This window comes from Nocardioides luteus (assembly GCF_014648595.1).
Taxonomy (GTDB): domain Bacteria; phylum Actinomycetota; class Actinomycetes; order Propionibacteriales; family Nocardioidaceae; genus Nocardioides; species Nocardioides luteus.
In genome coordinates, this window is sequence record NZ_BMRK01000002.1 from 177,903 (window position 1) to 194,519 (window position 16,617).

The 16,617-nt window shown below is 69.8% G+C and carries 14 protein-coding genes; 5 read left to right on the top strand and 9 right to left on the bottom strand.

Annotated features, from left to right (window positions below; all coding sequences use genetic code 11):
- Positions 1–10: 10 nt before the first annotated feature.
- From IEY81_RS03290 to IEY81_RS03330, 9 genes are all read right to left on the bottom strand, one after another.
- Complete coding sequence (locus IEY81_RS03290; protein WP_229787287.1) at positions 11–1,213, bottom strand: hypothetical protein; 1,203 nt, start codon at positions 1,211–1,213, stop codon at positions 11–13.
- An 11-nt stretch (positions 1,214–1,224) separates the two neighbouring features.
- Complete coding sequence (locus tag IEY81_RS03295; protein ID WP_189117028.1) at positions 1,225–2,319, bottom strand: hypothetical protein; 1,095 nt, start codon at positions 2,317–2,319, stop codon at positions 1,225–1,227.
- Positions 2,319–3,428, bottom strand: a complete 1,110-nt coding sequence (locus IEY81_RS03300; protein ID WP_189117029.1) for a hypothetical protein — start codon at positions 3,426–3,428, stop codon at positions 2,319–2,321. Before IEY81_RS03300 ends, IEY81_RS03295 begins: the two co-directional genes overlap by 1 nt.
- Positions 3,429–3,528: 100 nt before the next feature.
- Positions 3,529–4,467: a hydroxymethylglutaryl-CoA lyase gene (locus IEY81_RS03305; protein ID WP_189117030.1), complete on the bottom strand. Its 939-nt coding sequence runs from the start codon at positions 4,465–4,467 to the stop codon at positions 3,529–3,531.
- A 114-nt stretch (positions 4,468–4,581) separates the two neighbouring features.
- Positions 4,582–6,447, bottom strand: a complete 1,866-nt coding sequence (locus IEY81_RS03310; RefSeq protein ID WP_189117031.1) for an acetyl/propionyl/methylcrotonyl-CoA carboxylase subunit alpha — start codon at positions 6,445–6,447, stop codon at positions 4,582–4,584.
- Positions 6,447–7,985 (bottom strand): carboxyl transferase domain-containing protein, encoded by a 1,539-nt coding sequence (locus tag IEY81_RS03315; protein ID WP_189117032.1) that lies wholly within the window; start codon positions 7,983–7,985, stop codon positions 6,447–6,449. Before IEY81_RS03315 ends, IEY81_RS03310 begins: the two co-directional genes overlap by 1 nt.
- A 25-nt stretch (positions 7,986–8,010) precedes the next feature.
- On the bottom strand, positions 8,011–8,583 hold the full coding sequence (locus IEY81_RS03320; protein ID WP_189117033.1) for an SACE_7040 family transcriptional regulator: 573 nt from the start codon (positions 8,581–8,583) through the stop codon (positions 8,011–8,013).
- Positions 8,584–8,617: 34 nt separating this feature from the next.
- On the bottom strand, positions 8,618–9,298 hold the full coding sequence (locus IEY81_RS03325) for an SWIM zinc finger family protein (RefSeq protein ID WP_189117034.1): 681 nt from the start codon (positions 9,296–9,298) through the stop codon (positions 8,618–8,620).
- Positions 9,295–12,045: a DEAD/DEAH box helicase gene (locus IEY81_RS03330; protein WP_189117035.1), complete on the bottom strand. Its 2,751-nt coding sequence runs from the start codon at positions 12,043–12,045 to the stop codon at positions 9,295–9,297. The genes IEY81_RS03325 and IEY81_RS03330 overlap by 4 nt, the downstream gene beginning before the upstream one ends.
- A gap of 151 nt (positions 12,046–12,196) precedes the next feature.
- Here IEY81_RS03330 and IEY81_RS03335 point away from each other — a divergent pair, with 151 nt between their 5' ends.
- The 5 genes from IEY81_RS03335 to IEY81_RS03355 all read left to right on the top strand — a co-directional run bounded on the left by IEY81_RS03335 (position 12,197) and on the right by IEY81_RS03355 (position 16,562).
- On the top strand, positions 12,197–13,801 hold the full coding sequence (locus tag IEY81_RS03335; RefSeq protein WP_189117036.1) for a DHA2 family efflux MFS transporter permease subunit: 1,605 nt from the start codon (positions 12,197–12,199) through the stop codon (positions 13,799–13,801).
- 2 nt (positions 13,802–13,803) lie between these two features.
- Entirely contained in the window at positions 13,804–14,697 is an 894-nt protein-coding gene (locus IEY81_RS03340; RefSeq protein ID WP_189117037.1) for an endo alpha-1,4 polygalactosaminidase, read from the top strand.
- 49 nt (positions 14,698–14,746) lie between these two features.
- A complete protein-coding gene (locus IEY81_RS03345; RefSeq protein ID WP_194501157.1) occupies positions 14,747–15,313 on the top strand; it encodes a DUF4333 domain-containing protein in 567 nt (188 codons plus the stop codon).
- Between the two features lie 5 nt (positions 15,314–15,318).
- A complete protein-coding gene (locus IEY81_RS03350) occupies positions 15,319–15,813 on the top strand; it encodes a hypothetical protein (protein WP_189117039.1) in 495 nt (164 codons plus the stop codon).
- 146 nt (positions 15,814–15,959) lie between these two features.
- Positions 15,960–16,562, top strand: a complete 603-nt coding sequence (locus IEY81_RS03355) for a hypothetical protein (RefSeq protein ID WP_189117040.1) — start codon at positions 15,960–15,962, stop codon at positions 16,560–16,562.
- Positions 16,563–16,617 lie beyond the last annotated feature (55 nt).

The window sequence follows — 16,617 nt, forward strand, 5'->3', positions numbered from 1 at the left end:
GCGCCGGGCGTCAGCGGCGGCGTACGAGCCGGTAGACCTTCAGCATCGCGCGACCCCACCAGCGGCGCTCGAGACCCTCGCGCGCCCGCTCCTTGGGCACCAGCGAGCGGGTGTGCTCGAGCTCGGCGTGGAGCTCGGCCACCTCCTCCTCCAGGCGCGCCTCGGAGGTGCGCAGCCGGATGGCCTCCTGGAGCAGCGCCTCGATGGTGGCGACGCCTACGTCGAGGACCTGGCGGGCCGGGATGTTGTCGGGGTCGACGAACGGCTTGCCGGCCAGATCGGAGGGGACGAGCAGCTCGTCGAGACCGCCGACCACGTCGTAGCCGCGACCCGAGAGCGCCTCGACCCAGCTCTCGGAGAGCGACTCGACCCACGGCAGGATGTCCGGGGAGAGCGCCAGGCGCGCGGAGTCGCGGCGCTTGGCCAGCGTGCGGTGAGCCAGGAACTCGCGTACGAAAGGTCGGTAGTCGGCCGGTTCGAGCACCGGCACCACCGCCAGGTTGACCTCGCGCAGCAGGGCCGCCTCGGGCACACCGAGGGACGGGTTGCCGCGGTCGATCCCCTCGAGGTCGATGGTCACGTCGTCGAGGCCGAAGGCCGCCGCGAACCGCTCCCAGAGCAGCGTCGAGGGAGACCCCGGCGGCGGGACCGTGATCAGGTGGACGCGGTCGGGCGCGATGCCCTGGGTCCAGCGGTCGAGGATGTCGGGCAGCTCCTGGACGCCCCAGAACCACGACCCGATGCGGCCCTCGCGGGCGGGGTCGCGGATCTCCTCGAGGAACTCGGCGTAGGTGACCACCGAGCGGTGCTTGACGTTCTCCTGCCACTCGGCCGGGATCTGCCGGGCCAGGTCGCGCGCGGAGAGCATGATGTGGATCTCGGAGTCCTCACCGAGCGACTCCAACGCGTGCTTGGCCTGCTGCCAGGAAGCGGTGGCGAGGATCTCGTGGGAGATGATGACGGTGCCGTTCTCGACCGCACGCACCTTCGCGGCGAGCGCGTCCCAGGCGCCGGTGGCCTCCTCCTCGATGCCGCCCCAGGGCAGGTCCATCAGGTCGAGGGCGGCCAGGAAGTGGGCGTCGAAACGGTCCGCGAAGTAGTGGACGCCCTGCTCGGCGAGGGTCTCCCGGTTGTGGAAAAGGACATCCTGAAGATAAGAGGTGCCCGTCTTCGGGGTGCCGACATGAAGCAGCACGCGCCGCCCAGTCTCCACGTTGTACTCCTTCAGGAATGCCCCGCCAGCAACGACAACGCGAGCGCCAACGCCCGGCGCTCGTCGGGACCCTGAGTCGCCTTCCCCGAGGGGAGCAGCCGGTCAGGGTCTCCGTGGAGAGCGTATCCGGCTTCGAGCAAAGCATCACGTTGCCCCCGCGCCTGTCCTTCGACCCAGTCCAAACTTTCTTCTGGGACGCCGAGCTCGCGGGCATCGGGGACGAGCGGTTCGAGCTTCTCCAGCTGCGGTCGCAGGCGGTGGATGAGCAGCCGGCGCTGGGCCTTCAGATCGGTGCGTACGCTGAGAACCTGGCCGATCACGCGGGCCACCTCGTTCGACTCCGCCGAGACCGCCCAGGGGCCGGGGACGCTGTCGACGCCGAGCAGGCCGGGCAGCAGGGCAGGGTCGGTGACGATCTCGACCCGCTCCTTCCCGACCCGGTCGGCCCACCAGCGGGCGATCCGGGGCAGGTCGGCGCGCGGGCCGAGCCAGCCACGCCACTGCGCGTCGCGCATCCAGATCGACCAGGGGTTGACCCGGTTGGTGAAGGTGCGGAACTTCCAGGCGGCAGCGGCGATCTCGTCGAGCGGTCCGCCGAGGACGTAGACGGTGTAGCCCGCGGCGCCCGGAAGCCGCCCCTGCCTCTCCATCTCCTCGCGGATGGGCAGCGTCAGCCAGGGTGCGCCGACCAGCCGGTAGGGCAGCTTCCGCCGTTCCTGACCGGCCGGCTTCGACGTCGGGGGCGCACCGGCGTCGAGCAGGTCCTCGGCGAGCCGCACGCTCGCCGCGCGCAGCAGCTCGCGCGGCCTCAGGGTCGCCGGGTCGACCGGCGGCGGGCCGTACGTCCGGTTGTCGGTGTCGCCGACCAGAGGCAGGTCGCGCCGGCCGCGGCCGGGCGGGCTGGTGCGCAGCAGCGCGTCGACCCGGCCGGGCTCCGAGGGGCCGGTCGCGTTGAGCCGCCGCAGCAGCTCGAGCAGCTCGGCACCAGGGAGGTGGTCGGTCGTGAACGGGGCGGCAGGCTCGGACCAGTCGACCCACGGGGTGGTGCCACCCTCGCGCAGGTGTCTCGCCCAACCCCATCCTCTGGTGGGTGCTCCAGCAGGCATCAGGAGCGTCGCCCCTTGACGCGCCGCATCACCCGCGCCGCACGGGCGGCGACCGGACCTTGGGGCGGGTCGGTGCGGGCCGCCTCGACGACGACGGCGACCAGGGCGTCGATCGCGGCATCGGCGACGTCCTTCGGGCGCGGCGCGTCCGGGTCGATCCACTCGACGTCGGCGTCGGGTCGCTGCGGGCGGAGGTCGTCGAGGTCGCCGGAGACGTCGACCTTGGCCAGCTCGGCCCACTCGACCCAGAGGTCGGCGACCTGGTCGGCCCAGTCGAAGGCGGACGGCGGCATGGTGACGCGCTCGCGCCCGTCGCGGTGGGCGAGGGTGCGCTTGGCGATCACGTCGGTGACCAGGTGGCGGTAGTCCTCGCGCGGGAGCTCCTGCGCCTCGAGCCGGGCGTTGAGCCGGCGCAGCAGCGTCGCCTCCGCGCGGCCCAGCGACTGGTTGTGGCGGTCGCTGTCGACCGGGGTCCAGGACTCGTCGATGCCGACGACCTCGCAGAACCGCCGCCACAGCACCTCGCTGGGCGCGCCCTCGTGGGGCACCGTGACCAGGTGCACACGCTCCGGCGGGAGGTTGCGACCCCAACGGCTGAGCACGTCGGGCAGGCCGTGCGTACGCCAGAACCAGGCGGCCGAGCGCGACTGCTTCGCCGTCTGCATCCGCTCGAGGTAGCGCGCGAAGGTGACCTTGCGCTCGCGCTGGACCTGGTCCTGCCACTCGGCGGCCAGCACCCGCGCGATGTCGCGGACGGTGTAGACGATGTGCACCTCGGTGCGCCCGCCCTCGCCGAGATCGGTCATCGCCTTCTCGACCCGGTCGGGGCGAGCCCCGGCGAAGAGGTGGTGGCTGATCAGGATGGTCTCGGACTCGTCGCGGCGCACGCGCCTGACCAGGGAGTCCCACTCACCGTGGACGGTCTTCCGCATCCCGCCCCAGGGGCGGTCGATCAGGTCGAGGGCCGGCCGGAAGAAGTCGGGCTGGCCGCCGACCGGATAGAAGACGCCATGCTTCTCCAAGGACACCCGGTTGTGGAACAACCTGTCCTGGAGGTACGTCGTGCCCGTCTTCGGGGCGCCGACGTGGAGAAAGACTTTGCGCGCCATGATCCCGCTATTCTGCACCAAGTTAGTAGAGATTGTCGCGGCGGTCCGCCTTTTGTCACCCGGCCGTCACTCTTGAGTGCAGTGTAGGGCGTGGCGCCAGTCAGGAGCGCAGGGCACGCACCACGGCGGAAGGGCTCGGTCGGCCGAGGTGGTCGGCGAGCCAGCGGCTGGTGTCGGCGACCGCGTCGAGATCGACGCCGTGCTCGATCCCGAGCCCGTCGAGCATCCAGAGCAGGTCCTCGGTGGCGAGGTTGCCGGTCGCGCTCTTGGCGTAGGGGCAGCCGCCCAGGCCGCCGGCGCTGGCGTCGAAGGTGGTCACGCCGCACTGCAGACCGGCCAGGGTGTTGGCCAGCGCCTGCCCGTAGGTGTCGTGGAAGTGCAGCGCGAGCCGGTCGGTGGCGACGCCTTCTTCCGCGAAGGCCGCGATCAGCGCCTTCACGTGGCCGGCGGTCGCGACGCCGATCGTGTCGCCGAGGCTGAGCTCGTCGGCGCCGAGATCGAGCAGCCGCTTGCCGGCCTCGACCACCCTGGCGATCTCGACCTGACCCTCCCAGGGGTCGCCGAAGCACATCGAGAGGTAGCCGCGGACGGTCATCCCGGCGTCCTTCGCTCGCGTCATCGTCGGCTCGAACATGGCCCACTGGCCGTCGAAGCTCTGATTGAGGTTCTTGTTGGCGAACGTCTCGGTGGCGCTGCCGAAGACCGCGATGTGGCGCAGACCCAGCTCCAGCGCGCGGTCGAGCCCCTTCTCGTTGGGCACCAGCACGGGGAGCTCGCGCGCCCGGTCGCCCAGCCTGTCGACGAGCTCGTTCATCAGCTCCTTGGCGTCGGCCAGCTGCGGCACCCACTTCGGGTGGACGAAGCTGGTCGCCTCCACCGGGCTCAGCCCGGCCTCGAGCAGCCGGGTGATCAGGTCGGCCTTGACGCCGGTGTCGATCGCCGTCTTCTCGTTCTGAAGACCGTCACGCGCGCCGACCTCGTAGATCGTGACGCGGTCGGGCAGGCCGTCGTGGCGTACGACGGCGGGGAGGTCGGTCATCTGGTCGGCTCCTTCGGGCTCGGCTCGAGCCGTAACACGCTGTTCGTAGGACTGTTCGCCCTATCCGAACGACCGGATAGTCCTACGAACGACGTGTTACATGGTCGGCGGCGGTCACTCATGCGCTGCCTCCACCACGAACAGCTCCGCCCCGAGGGGCACCTGCGAGCCGGCGCCGGCACCGACCACGGTTACGGTGCCGGCGAACGGGGCCTTGAGGGCGACCTCCATCTTCATCGCCTCCAGGACGCCGAGCACCTGGCCCTCCTCGACCGTGTCGCCGACCTGCACGCGCACGTCGATGACCGTGCCGGGCATCTTGGCCTCGACCGCGCCGTCGCTGTGGTGGGCAGCTGCTCCGGCGACCCGGTCGGGCGGGGAGAAGTCGAAGCGGTGACCCTGGTGGACGATCTCGGCGAGGCCGGGCTGGACGTTCACCACTGCCCGATGACGTACGCCGTCGACGACTGCGACGAGCACGTGGTCGGCCGCGCTGATCTGGCGCACGACATGGTCGTCGACGCGGCCGGAGGGGCGGTCGACGGTGACGCTGCGGTCGAGGTCGACGATGGTGGGCGCTGCCGGGCCGGCGAGCCGCCAGCCGTCGGCGCGGAACGGCGTCGTGGTGTCCGAGACGGCGGAGAGCATCGCGCTCACCCACGCGACCATCGTGCGCGGCACCTCGGGATCGGGCGCCGCGACCTCGTTGCGGTCGAGCCAGGCGGTGTCGATCTCCGCGTCGCGGAACGCGTCGGAGGCGGCCAGCACGCGCAGGAAGCCGGTGTTGGTGGTCAGCCCGAGGACCGCGGTCTCGTCGAGCGCCCGGACCAGTGCGGCCCGGGCCGCCTCCCGGTCGGAGCCGCGGACGATGATCTTGGCGAGCATCGGGTCGTAGGCGGTGCTGACGACCTGCTCGCTCTCCAGCGCGTGCTCGACGCGGGCGTTCTCCGACCAACGCACGAGGGAGGTCCGGCCGGCCTGGGGCAGGAAGCCCGCGAATGCGTCCTCCGCATAGACCCGGACCTCGATGGCGTGGCCGTCGACGCGTACGTCGTCCTGGGTGATCCCGAGCGGTTCGCCCGCCGCGACCCGGAGCTGGAGTGCGACCAGGTCGACGCCGGTGATCTCCTCGGTCACCGGGTGCTCGACCTGGAGGCGCGTGTTCATCTCCAGGAAGTAGGCGTCACCGGTGGCGTCGTCGAGCAGGAACTCGACCGTGCCGGCACCGGTGTAGCCGACCTGCTTCGCGAGCGCGACGGCGCTGGTCAGGACCAGGTCGCGCTGCGCGTCGGTGAGCGTCGGCGCCGGGGCCTCCTCGATCACCTTCTGGTGGCGGCGCTGGGTCGAGCAGTCACGCTCGAAGAGGTGGACGACGTTGCCGTGGGTGTCGCCGAAGACCTGAACCTCGATGTGGCGGCCGCGCTCGACGTACTTCTCGATGAGGAGGGTCTCGTCGCCGAACGAGCTCAGCGCCTCCCGGGCGGCCGCGGCGCGGGCCTCGTCCAGGTCGGCCGCGTCACGGACGATGCGCATGCCCTTCCCACCGCCGCCGGCAGCGGCCTTCACCAGCAGGGGGTACGGACTGTCCTCGCCCCGCGGCACCACGGGTACGCCGGCCGCGACCGCGATCTCCCGGGCAGCGTCCTTGCGGCCCATCTGCTCGATCACCTCGGGCGTCGGGCCGACCCAGGTCAGCCCCGCCTTCGCGACCGCGCGGGCGAACTCGGCCCGCTCGGAGAGGAACCCGTAGCCCGGGTGGATCGCCGCAGCACCCGCCTCGACGGCAGCCGTGACGACCGCGTCCGGGTCGAGGTAGGAGGAGACCTCGACGGCCTCGTCGGCGTCGCGTACGTGGGGCGCGTCCGCGTCGAGCGCGGTGTAGATCGCGATCGTACGGATGCCGAGCTCGCGGCACGTGCGGAAGACGCGCCGCGCGATCTCGCCCCGGTTGGCGACCAGAACACTCTCGAACACGGCCATCACATCCTGAAGATTCCGTAGTTGGGCTCGGGGGTCGGCGCGTTCGCCGCCACCGCGAGGCCCATCGCCAGCACCCGGCGGGTGTCGGCAGGGTCGATGATGCCGTCGTCCCACAGGCGGGCGGTGGCGTAGTAGGGCGAGCCCTGGGTCTCGTACTGCTCCCGGATCGGCGCCTTGAACTCCTCGTCGTCCGGCTTGCCGGCGACCGTGGCGAGGACCGAGGCGGCCTGCTCGCCGCCCATGACCGAGATCCGCGCGTTGGGCCACATCCACATGAAGCGCGGGTCGTAGGCGCGACCGCACATGCCGTAGTTGCCGGCGCCGTAGGAGCCGCCGATGACGACGGTGAACTTCGGGACCACCGAGCAGGCGACGGCGGTGACGAGCTTGGCGCCGTCGCGGGCGATGCCGCGGTTCTCGTACTCCTTGCCGACCATGAAACCGGTGATGTTCTGCAGGAAGACCAGCGGGATGCCGCGCTGGTTGCAGAGCTCGACGAAGTGAGCGCCCTTGAGCGCCGACTCGGAGAAGAGGATGCCGTTGTTGGCGACGATGCCGACCTGCTGGCCCTCGATGTGGGCGAAGCCGCAGACCAGGGTCTCGCCGTAGAGCGCCTTGAACTCCTGGAGCTTGGACCCGTCGACGATGCGGCGGATCACCTCGCGTACGTCGTAGGGCGTCCTGGTGTCGGCCGGGACCACGTCGACGAGTGTCTCGGGCGAATCGAGCGGCTCCTCGTACGCCCCGGGGGTCGAGCCCGACGCGACCTTCTGCTCGGGCAGCGTCGAGACGATCCCGCGGACGATCTCGAGCGCGTGCTTGTCGTCGTCGGCGAGGTGGTCGACGACGCCGGACTTCGTCGCGTGGACGAGTCCGCCACCGAGCTCCTCGGCGGTGACCTCCTCACCGGTGGCCGCCTTCACCAGCGGCGGCCCGCCGAGGAAGATCGTGCCCTGGTCGCGCACGATCACGGTCTCGTCGCTCATCGCCGGCACGTACGCGCCACCGGCGGTGCACGAGCCCATGACGGAGGCGATCTGCGGGATCCCGCGAGCCGACATGTTGGCCTGGTTGAAGAAGATCCGGCCGAAGTGCTCACGGTCGGGGAAGACGTCGTCCTGCTTCGGCAGGAACGCGCCGCCGGAGTCGACGAGGTAGATGCAGGGCAGGTTGTTCTCCGCCGCGATCGTCTGCGCGCGCAGGTGCTTCTTGACCGTCAGCGGGTAGTAGGTGCCGCCCTTCACGGTCGCGTCGTTGGCGACGACCATGCACTTGCGGCCGCTCACGAGCCCGATGCCGGCGATCACGCCCGCGGACGGCACCGCCCACTCGTCGCCGTCGTCGTACATCCCGTACGCAGCCAGCGGGCTGATCTCCAGGAACGGTGATCCGGGGTCGAGGAGCCCGTCCACCCGGTCTCGGGGAAGCAGCTTCCCGCGGTCGGTGTGCCGTTGTCGGGAGCGCTCGCTCCCACCTTGGCGGACGCGCTCGAGCCGCTCCCGCAGCTCGAGGGTCAGCTCGCGCAGATTCGACGCCATGGCCAGAGGTTAACGTTCATTAACCTCACGTGACAAGCCCCCCGAGAGCGGCACGAGCCATCTGGGTGAGCACGGCGCGGGTGTCCTCCTCGGGGAGGACCCGGTTGTGCGGCGTGGAGTTGATCAGCCCGAAGACTCCGTGGGCCATCGCGCGAGCGGTGTCGGTGCTCAGCGACGGGTCGCGGTCGCGGAGCTGGTCGGCCCAGAGGTCGACGTACTTCCGCTGCAGGGTGCGGACCTGGTCCCGCGCCTCGCGCGGGAGCGACTGCCAGTCACGCTCCTGGACGACGATCAGCGCTCGGTCGCGCAGTGCGAAGTCGACATGCCAGTCGATCAGCGCCTCGATGGCAGCGGTGGTGCCCTCCGCGGCGCGCACCCGGGCTCGTCCCTCGCGGAGCAGCTCCTGGGAGATGGAGACGAGCATCTCGGCGAGCATCGCGTCCTTGCTCGGGAAGTGCTTGTAGAGCGCCGGACCGGAGATGCCGCAGGCTGCACCGAGCTCGGAGACGGAGACACCGTGGAAGCCGCGCGCGGCGAACAGCTCGGCCGCGGTGTCCAGGATCTGCTCACGCCTGGTCTTCGTCGGGGCCGAGGTCATTGCACGAGGTTAGCGCGTGATCACCTCCGTCAGCTCACTCCTCCAGCAGGTGGCGGGCGCGCAGCACCGCGTCGAGCGCGATCTCCACGTCATCGACCTGCTCCCGCGTCGACTCGCCGACGACGGGTTGCTGTCGGGGCTCCGGGGGCGTGGCGTCGCGTACGTGTCGGCGCAGCCGGCTCATCAGCTCGTCTCGCTCGGCCCCACGCAGGTGGAGCAGGACGGAGGCGTCCCGGTCGGCCGTCCAGCAGAGCTGGTGGAGCACCGCGAGCGAGTGATCGCACACGTCGTGCCAGTGGCCGCAGGTGCAGGTCACCGCGAGCTCCTCGCCGTAGGGGACCAGCTCGACCCCGGCCTCCTCGGCGTGCTCGGCTACGTCGAGCGGCAGCTCCCCGGCGAGCAGGGCCTCGGCCCGCGCAGGCGTGGCGCCGAGAACCTCCGCCAGGGCTGCGACCGCTTCCGCGTCAAGGGTCGGGACCGTGCCGGAGACCGTCCACAGCCCACGCTCGTCGTCGACCGCGGCCGCAAACCGGCCGGCGTCGACGACGAGGCCCCCGATCCGCCCCGACCGGGCGAGCGCGCGCGCACCGGAGAGCTGGTTGTCGTCGTAGGCCCGCTCCTCGATCGCCCGCAGGAACGCGCGGCCCCACCAGGACTCCACGCGTACGGAGCTGCGCCGGTGCGGCTCGCGCGCGAAGGTCAGCGCGGGGCTCATGACGCGATCCGGCGGCGTTTCCGGCGCTTCTGCGGACCGAGCTTGACCAGCTCGCGGAGCTCGGCGTTGGACAGCTCGGTGAAGGCCGCCTCACCGCTGCCGAGGACCGCGTCGGCGAGGACGCGCTTGCGCTGCAGCAGCTCGGCGACTCGCTCCTCGACGGTGCCCTGGGTGACGAGGCGGTGCACCTGCACCGTCTGCGTCTGGCCGATGCGGTGGGCCCGGTCGGTCGCCTGGTCCTCGACGGCAGGGTTCCACCACCGGTCGACGTGGATCACGTGGTCGGCGCGGGTCAGGTTGAGCCCGACCCCGCCGGCCTTGAGCGAGAGCAGGAAGACCGGCACCTCGCCGGCCTGGAAGCGCTCGACCATGCGCGAACGCTCCGCCACCGGGGTGCCGCCATAGAGGAACTGGTGCTCCACGCCTGCGGCTGCCCAGTGGGCCTCGAGGAGACGGGCCATCGCGACGTACTGGGTGAAGACGAGCACCGCTCCCGACTCGGCCAGCACGGTCGAGACCAGCTCGTCGAGGAGGTCGATCTTCTGCGACCGGCCCGCGATCCGGCCGGCCTCCTGCTTGAGGAACTGGGCCGGGTGGTTGCAGATCTGCTTGAGTCCCGTGAGCAGGCTCAGCACCAGCCCGCGACGCTGTGGGTCGTCGGCCTCGAGGCGCTCGATGCGCTCCATCGCGTCGCGCACGTACGCCTCGTAGAGGACTGTCTGCTCGCGGGTCAGCGACAGCAGATGGTCGGTCTCGGTCTTGGGTGGCAGCTCGGGCGCGACGCCGGGGTCGGACTTGCGGCGGCGCAGCAGGAACGGTCCGACCAGCGCGGCGAACTCCTTCGCCTTCCCCACGTCGGCCCCGGCCTCGATCTGGCTCGCCCAGGCGCGACGGAACGCCAGTCGGCTGCCGAGCAGCCCCGGCACGCACCAGTCGAGCAGCGCCCACAGCTCCGTCAGGTTGTTCTCCACCGGGGTGCCGGTCAGCGCCACCCGTGCGTGCGACGGGATCTCCCGCAGTGCTTTCGCGGTCGCCGAGGATGCGTTCTTCACGTGCTGCGCCTCGTCGGCGACGACGAGCCCCCACGGCACCGCCGCGAGCAGCTCCCGGTCGCGCCGCATGGTGCCGTACGTCGTGAGCACCACGCCCGTGGCTCCGTCGAGGTCGCGCTCGGCACCATGGTGGCGCCGCACCTCCACCCCCGGCGCGAACCTGGCGATCTCCGCCTCCCAGTTGCCCAGCAAGCTGGCCGGACACACCACCAACGTCGGCCCACCCACGGCGGTCGAGCCCGTCGAGACCCCCGCCTCACCGGAGGTCGAGCCTGTCGAGACCCCGTGTCGATGCAGATGCAACCCGATCGTCATCAGCGTCTTGCCGAGCCCCATGTCATCGGCCAGACACCCACCGAGCCCGAGGGACGTGATCCCGGCCAGCCAGGTCAGCCCCTCGACCTGGTAGCCACGAAGCGTGGCCTTCAGTTCAGCAGGCACCTCGACCGGCGGCCCCGAGGTCGCCGCGACGACCTGATCGCGCAGCCGAGCGATCGAGGCACCGATGATCACCTTCTCACCCGGCGCCGCCTCGGCGACCTCCTCGGGCACCTGCCCGGTCAGCGCGACCGCCAGCGCCTCCCCACCGCTGATCCGCTTGAGCAGCCGCTTGCGCGCGCGGCGGAGCACCGTCGGATGCACGACCGCCCACGACCCCCGCAGCCGCAGGACCGGCCCGGCGGCCTTCGCCAGCGCCTCCATCTCGGCAGCGTCGAGCGGCTCCCCGCCGAGCGCCGCCTGCCACTGGAAGGCGAAGAGACCCTTCTCGCCGAGCGGCGACTCCCTCATCAGGTCCTCGCGAGCAGAGGACGACGAGGAGGGCGCCCGGTCGACCGCGACCGAGGTGGTCAGGTCGCGCGAGAGCGAGCGCGGCCAGAGCACGTCGACGCCGCGCTCCTTCAGCCACTCGACCCCGTCCTCGAGGAGGCCGACGACCTCGTCGCTCGTCAGGGTCAGCGACGTGGGCACCGGCAGGTCGAGCAGCCCGTCGAGCACCGGCCATGCTTCCGCCGCGCCCCGGAGCGCGACCTGGGCGTGGGTGCGCGCCCGCGGGCCGAACCCGTGGTCGTCCCCCTCCTCCCACAAGCGCGCGGCGTCCGCGACGTGCAGCGGGTCGGTCTCGTCGTGCACCTGCGGCACCAGCGTCAGCGACCCGGCGAGCAGATCCTCCTCCGGAGCCTCGACCCGGAACGAGAGCCGAACCAGCGACGGCAGCGCCGCCGTCACCGGCCCCTCGTCGGTGCGATAGCGGGCCAGCCGGGTCTGCAGCGACTCCCGGAACGCGTTCGACCCGGACGCCTTCGGCGCCGAGGTCGGCACCGCATCCGCCACCGCGGCGACGATCTCGCGCACCAGCAGCTCAGCCGCCTCGCCGTCCAGATCCTCGTAGGAGCGCGACGAAGCCAGCAGCCGCACCCGCTCCTCGTCCTCGTCCGTGTAGCGGACCGCCCACGAGCCACCGACCGGCTCGAGCTGCCCGGCGGCCACGAACCGGAGCCCGAGATGAGCTGCTGAAGCGACCAGAGCGACGGAGGGATGCAGATCGGAGGCCGCGTACGCCTTCTTGAGGACCGGAAGCGCGGCCCGCATCGGCAACGACACCGAGCGCCGGGAGTCCACGAACTCCACGGCCGAGTCCCGTGGCGGCTGCGCCGGCCGGAAGACGGCGCGGCCGGTGACGGGGACGAAGGACATGGACACGACCGTAGCCGTCACCACGGACAGTCTCGGAGATCGCGCTCGTCAGATACCTGCCCGGGCACGCCGCGACGCGGTGATCCGTTTCACAGAGTAGTTGCAAATACCCGTTAGGTGACCTGCCGATCCGGTCGTAGGCTCTTAACCCGTGACAGACCTCTCTGCCCAGCATCAGACGCCCGACGACCACCTCGACAAGAGGGTGCTCGTCGTCGCAGGCGTCGTAGTGCTCGGATCGATCATGTCGATCCTCGACATCACCGTCGTCTCCGTCGCGCTGGAGACCTTCCAGCGCGAGTTCAACGCCACCTCGGCCGAGGTCGCCTGGACCATGACGGGCTACACCCTCGCGCTCGCGACGGTGATCCCGCTGACCGGTTGGGCCGCCGACCGGTTCGGCACCAAACGCCTCTACATGACCGCGATCGTGCTCTTCGCGGCCGGGTCGGCGCTCTGCGCGCTCGCCGACAACCTCGCGATGCTGGTCGCCTTCCGTGTGCTCCAGGGCATCGGCGGCGGCATGCTGATGCCGCTCGGCATGACGATCCTGACCCGCGCCGCCGGTCCGGAGCGGGTCGGCCGGGTGATGGCGATCCTCGGCGTACCCATGCTGCTCGGTCCCATCGGCGGCCCCATCCTCGGTGGTGCGCTGATCGACTCCGCGTCGTGGCACTGGATCTTCCTGATCAACATCCCGCTCGGTGTGATCGCGCTGATCTACGCGTTCCTCGCGCTCGACAAGGACCACGTCGAGCCGTCGCAGACCTTCGACTTCCTCGGCATGGTGCTGCTCTCGCCGGGTCTGGCGATGTTCCTCTACGGCGTCTCCTCGATCCCGGAGGCGGGCACGATCCTGGACCTCAAGGTGATCGGCTTCATGGTCGCCGGGCTCCTGCTGATCGCGATCTTCGTGCCGTGGGCGCTCGCGCGTCGCAACGACCACCCGCTGATCGACGTACGCCTCTTCGGCAACAAGGAGCTCACCGTCGCGGTCGTCACGCTGGCACTCTTCGCGATGGCGTTCTTCGGGGCGGGGCTGCTCTTCCCGCTCTACTACCAGACCGTACGCGGCGAGGACGCCCTCCACGCCGGCCTGCTGCTGGCGCCGCAGGGTCTGGGTGCGATGGTCACGATGCCGCTGGCGGGCATGCTCTCCGACCGCACCGGGCCCGGCAAGATCGTGCTCGGTGGTCTGACCACGATCGCGGTCGGCATGTTCGGCTTCTCGCAGCTCGACGACACCACGCCCTACTGGTATCTCCTGGGCTGCCTGTTCGTCATGGGCCTCGGCATGGGCTGCACGATGATGCCGACCTTCGCCGCCGCCCAGGCGACCCTGCGCGAGCACACCATCGCCCGCGGCACCACGCTGGTCAACATCGTCCAGCAGGTCGCCGCCTCCGCCGGCACCGCGCTCTTCTCGGTGCTGCTCACCAACGGGCTCAAGGGCCAGGAGTCGCTGGAGAAGTCGAGCAAGTTCATGGCCGCTCTCGGCGTCCCCGAGGACCAGGTGGAGTCGTTCGTCGCCGACCCCGCCAACCAGCAGAAGGTGGCCGACGCGATGGCCGCCGCCGGCATCGAACCGTCCGCGATGAAGGACCTCCTCGCCTCGATCCCGGCCGACACCGCCGCGGTCTTCAGCGAGGTCTTCCTGATCGCCTCGATCCTGGTCCTGGTCTGCCTCGTCCCGGCCTGGTTCCTCCCGAAGAGCAAGGCCGAGCACGGAGCCGCCGCACCCACGGTGCTCCACTGAGCATGTCGCGCCGGTCCCGCTCGTCGAGGCCGCGTACGCAGGGCCGGGCTGCCGACGGCAGCCCGGCCCTCGTCACGCTCGGCGGTCTTCTTCTGTCCCTCGCGCTCGCCGCCTGCGGATCCGCGGTGTCCTCGGAGGCGGAGCCCGATCGGCCCGCGCTCCCGCCGGTCGAAGGCGTCTTCGACTACCAGCTCGGCGGCACCGCCGACCAGCTCGCCGACGGCACCCCGATCGACGTCGTCGCCCGCGACGCCACCGCCTCCCCGCTGAACGGTGCCTACAACATCTGCTACGTCAACGGCTTCCAGACCCAGCCCGGCGCCGACTGGTCGGATCGCGCTGCTGCGCTCCTGCATGATGAGTCTGGTGCCGTCGTACGCGACCCCGACTGGCCCGACGAGATCGTCCTCGACCCCTCCACGGCGTCCGCCCGCGAGACGATCCTCGACGTCATCGAACCGGTCATCGAAGGCTGCGCCGAGGACGGCTTCGACGCCGTCGAGATCGACAACCTCGACACCTGGACCCGCTTCCCCACCATCTCTCAGGACGGCGCCTTCGCGCTGGCGCGCGCCTATGTCACCGTCGCCCACGAGTCCGGCCTCGCGATCGCCCAGAAGAACGCCGCCGAAGCCGCCCCCACCGCCCATGACGACCTCGGCTTCGACTTCGCCGTCGTCGAGGAGTGCGGCGCCTTCGCCGAGTGCGCCGCCTACACCGACGTCTACGGCCCGCACGTGCTCCAGATCGAGTACCCCGACTCCCTCGCGGAAGCCGGCCTCTCCTTCGGCCAGGTCTGCTCCGACCCGGCCCGCGCGCCGCTCACCATCCTTCGCGATCGGGATCTGGTGGAGCAGGGCGACGCCACGTACGTCTTCGACGACTGCGAACGCTGACAACACTCACATGCGACCGCAAAGCAAAATCACGTGATTACATGAACCCATGAAAGCCACCCGCGCCATCTCGGGCGCCGTCGCGGCCATGGCCCTTCTGCTGATGCCGGCCTGCTCGGTCTCAGTGAACGCCGGAGGGTCCATGGACAAAGCCAAGGTCGAACAGAAGCTTTCCGAGGTGTTCGAGGAGAAGACCGGCTCGAGACCTGACGAGATCGAATGCCCCGATGATCTGAAGGGCGAGGTCGACGCCACGATGAAGTGCACCATGACGAAGGACGGCAACGACTACGACGCCAGCCTGAAGGTCACCAAGGTCGACGGCTCCGACATCAACTTCGACTACAACATCGTCCCCCGAGACGATGGCGGCGATGCGGCCTCCTCGACCACCCTCGCCGAGAACATTCTGGAGACCGAGGTGGCCGACGTCCTGGAGAAGCAGGTCGGCCAACGCCCTGACGACGTCGACTGCCCTGGAGACCTCCCAGCCAAGGTCGGCGAGACCATGCGGTGCACCCTCACGGCCGGGGCCGACCGCCTCGGCCTCACCGTGACCGTCACCGAGGTCGTCGGAACCTCGGTGAACTTCGACGTCGATGTCGACGAGAGTTGAGTCTCGTGCCCACGCCACTCTCGAGCCTGCTTCCTCAGATCGTCACCCTGAACGTCCCAGATCAGCCCTTCAGCTTCTTCTCTCAGGGCCGCCAGATCATCGGGTGGTGGGACATCGCCAAGATCACCAGCCTCTATCCCACCCAGGCGACTCACGTGGACGAGGACTACCGCCTGACCGTTACCCTCGATGAACTACGCGGCAGCTTCGGTTACAACGAGATCCGCAGGTCAACCGAATGGGTGGCTGGATTCCGCGACGGGAAGTTCACGCTCGGCGGCGAGAAGAAGTGGCACTCCGGCAACCGCATCGAGAAGAAGTGGAGCTATCAAGCCGGTGGTCTCAACCGCACATCGGTCGGCGGTAGCCAACCGACGGTCGGGTACGACCCGGCGGTCTACTCGTTCGAGTCCAGTCGCATCAAGGATCCGCTCTTCACCTGGCTCCAGTCGCACGGCTGGAGACACAAAGGCTTTCTGGGACAATTCTTCGCGCGTTGAGGCACTTCTTGAGAGCACGGACCTCGTACCGAGCATTACCCTCTCTTGAGCCGTCGATAGCGGGGTACGACCACTCAGCGTATTCATTGAGTAGTCATGCGCATGCGTTGCCATTACGTTCACTCGTTGCTTGAGAGTGCGGGCGCATGAGGATGTCTCGGCCGGTCACTGTCGCCGCGCTCACCCTGACGATCGCGATCTTCGCAGGAGGGTGTTCACCAGAGGAGGACCTTTCAACGAAGGAAGCGAAGAGCGGATCGACCGGCAGCCCTTCTGAGTCGCGCGAACCGTCCGCGTCCTCGGGCTGGAAGACGGCTTCGGTCAAGATCGCCCAAATTCAGGTGCCGTTAGAGTGGACGATCTCATCGAGCGCAGACCAAGCGCAGATTGTCCGGGCACCCAAGGACTCGATCGGCCTCTCGCCAGGGTCTGGGAAGATCGTCGCGGGTCCGCATGCTGGCGACGGAGACGACGAGAACGCTGTGAACGCTCTTGCTGAACTTCGCGAAGTGGCGCTCGCCAATGACCTCAAGACTCTGAAGCGCCTGCCGAACGAAGCGATCAACGGTTCGATCTTCTACCACTTCCGAGGTGAAGATGAGCACACATGGCAAGACCACTTCGGCACGGTTCTACCCGGTGGCGACGATCGGTTCACTATCTCTTGGGACTTCACAAAGGCCGACATCGACCGTAAGGGCGCGGAGGCTCTGATCGCTCAGATCATGCCCACGTACAAGCCTCTCTGAGAACGGCGATGCTAGTGCCAGCACACGTTCGGGGAGAGCCCGAAGCAAAGGTTGA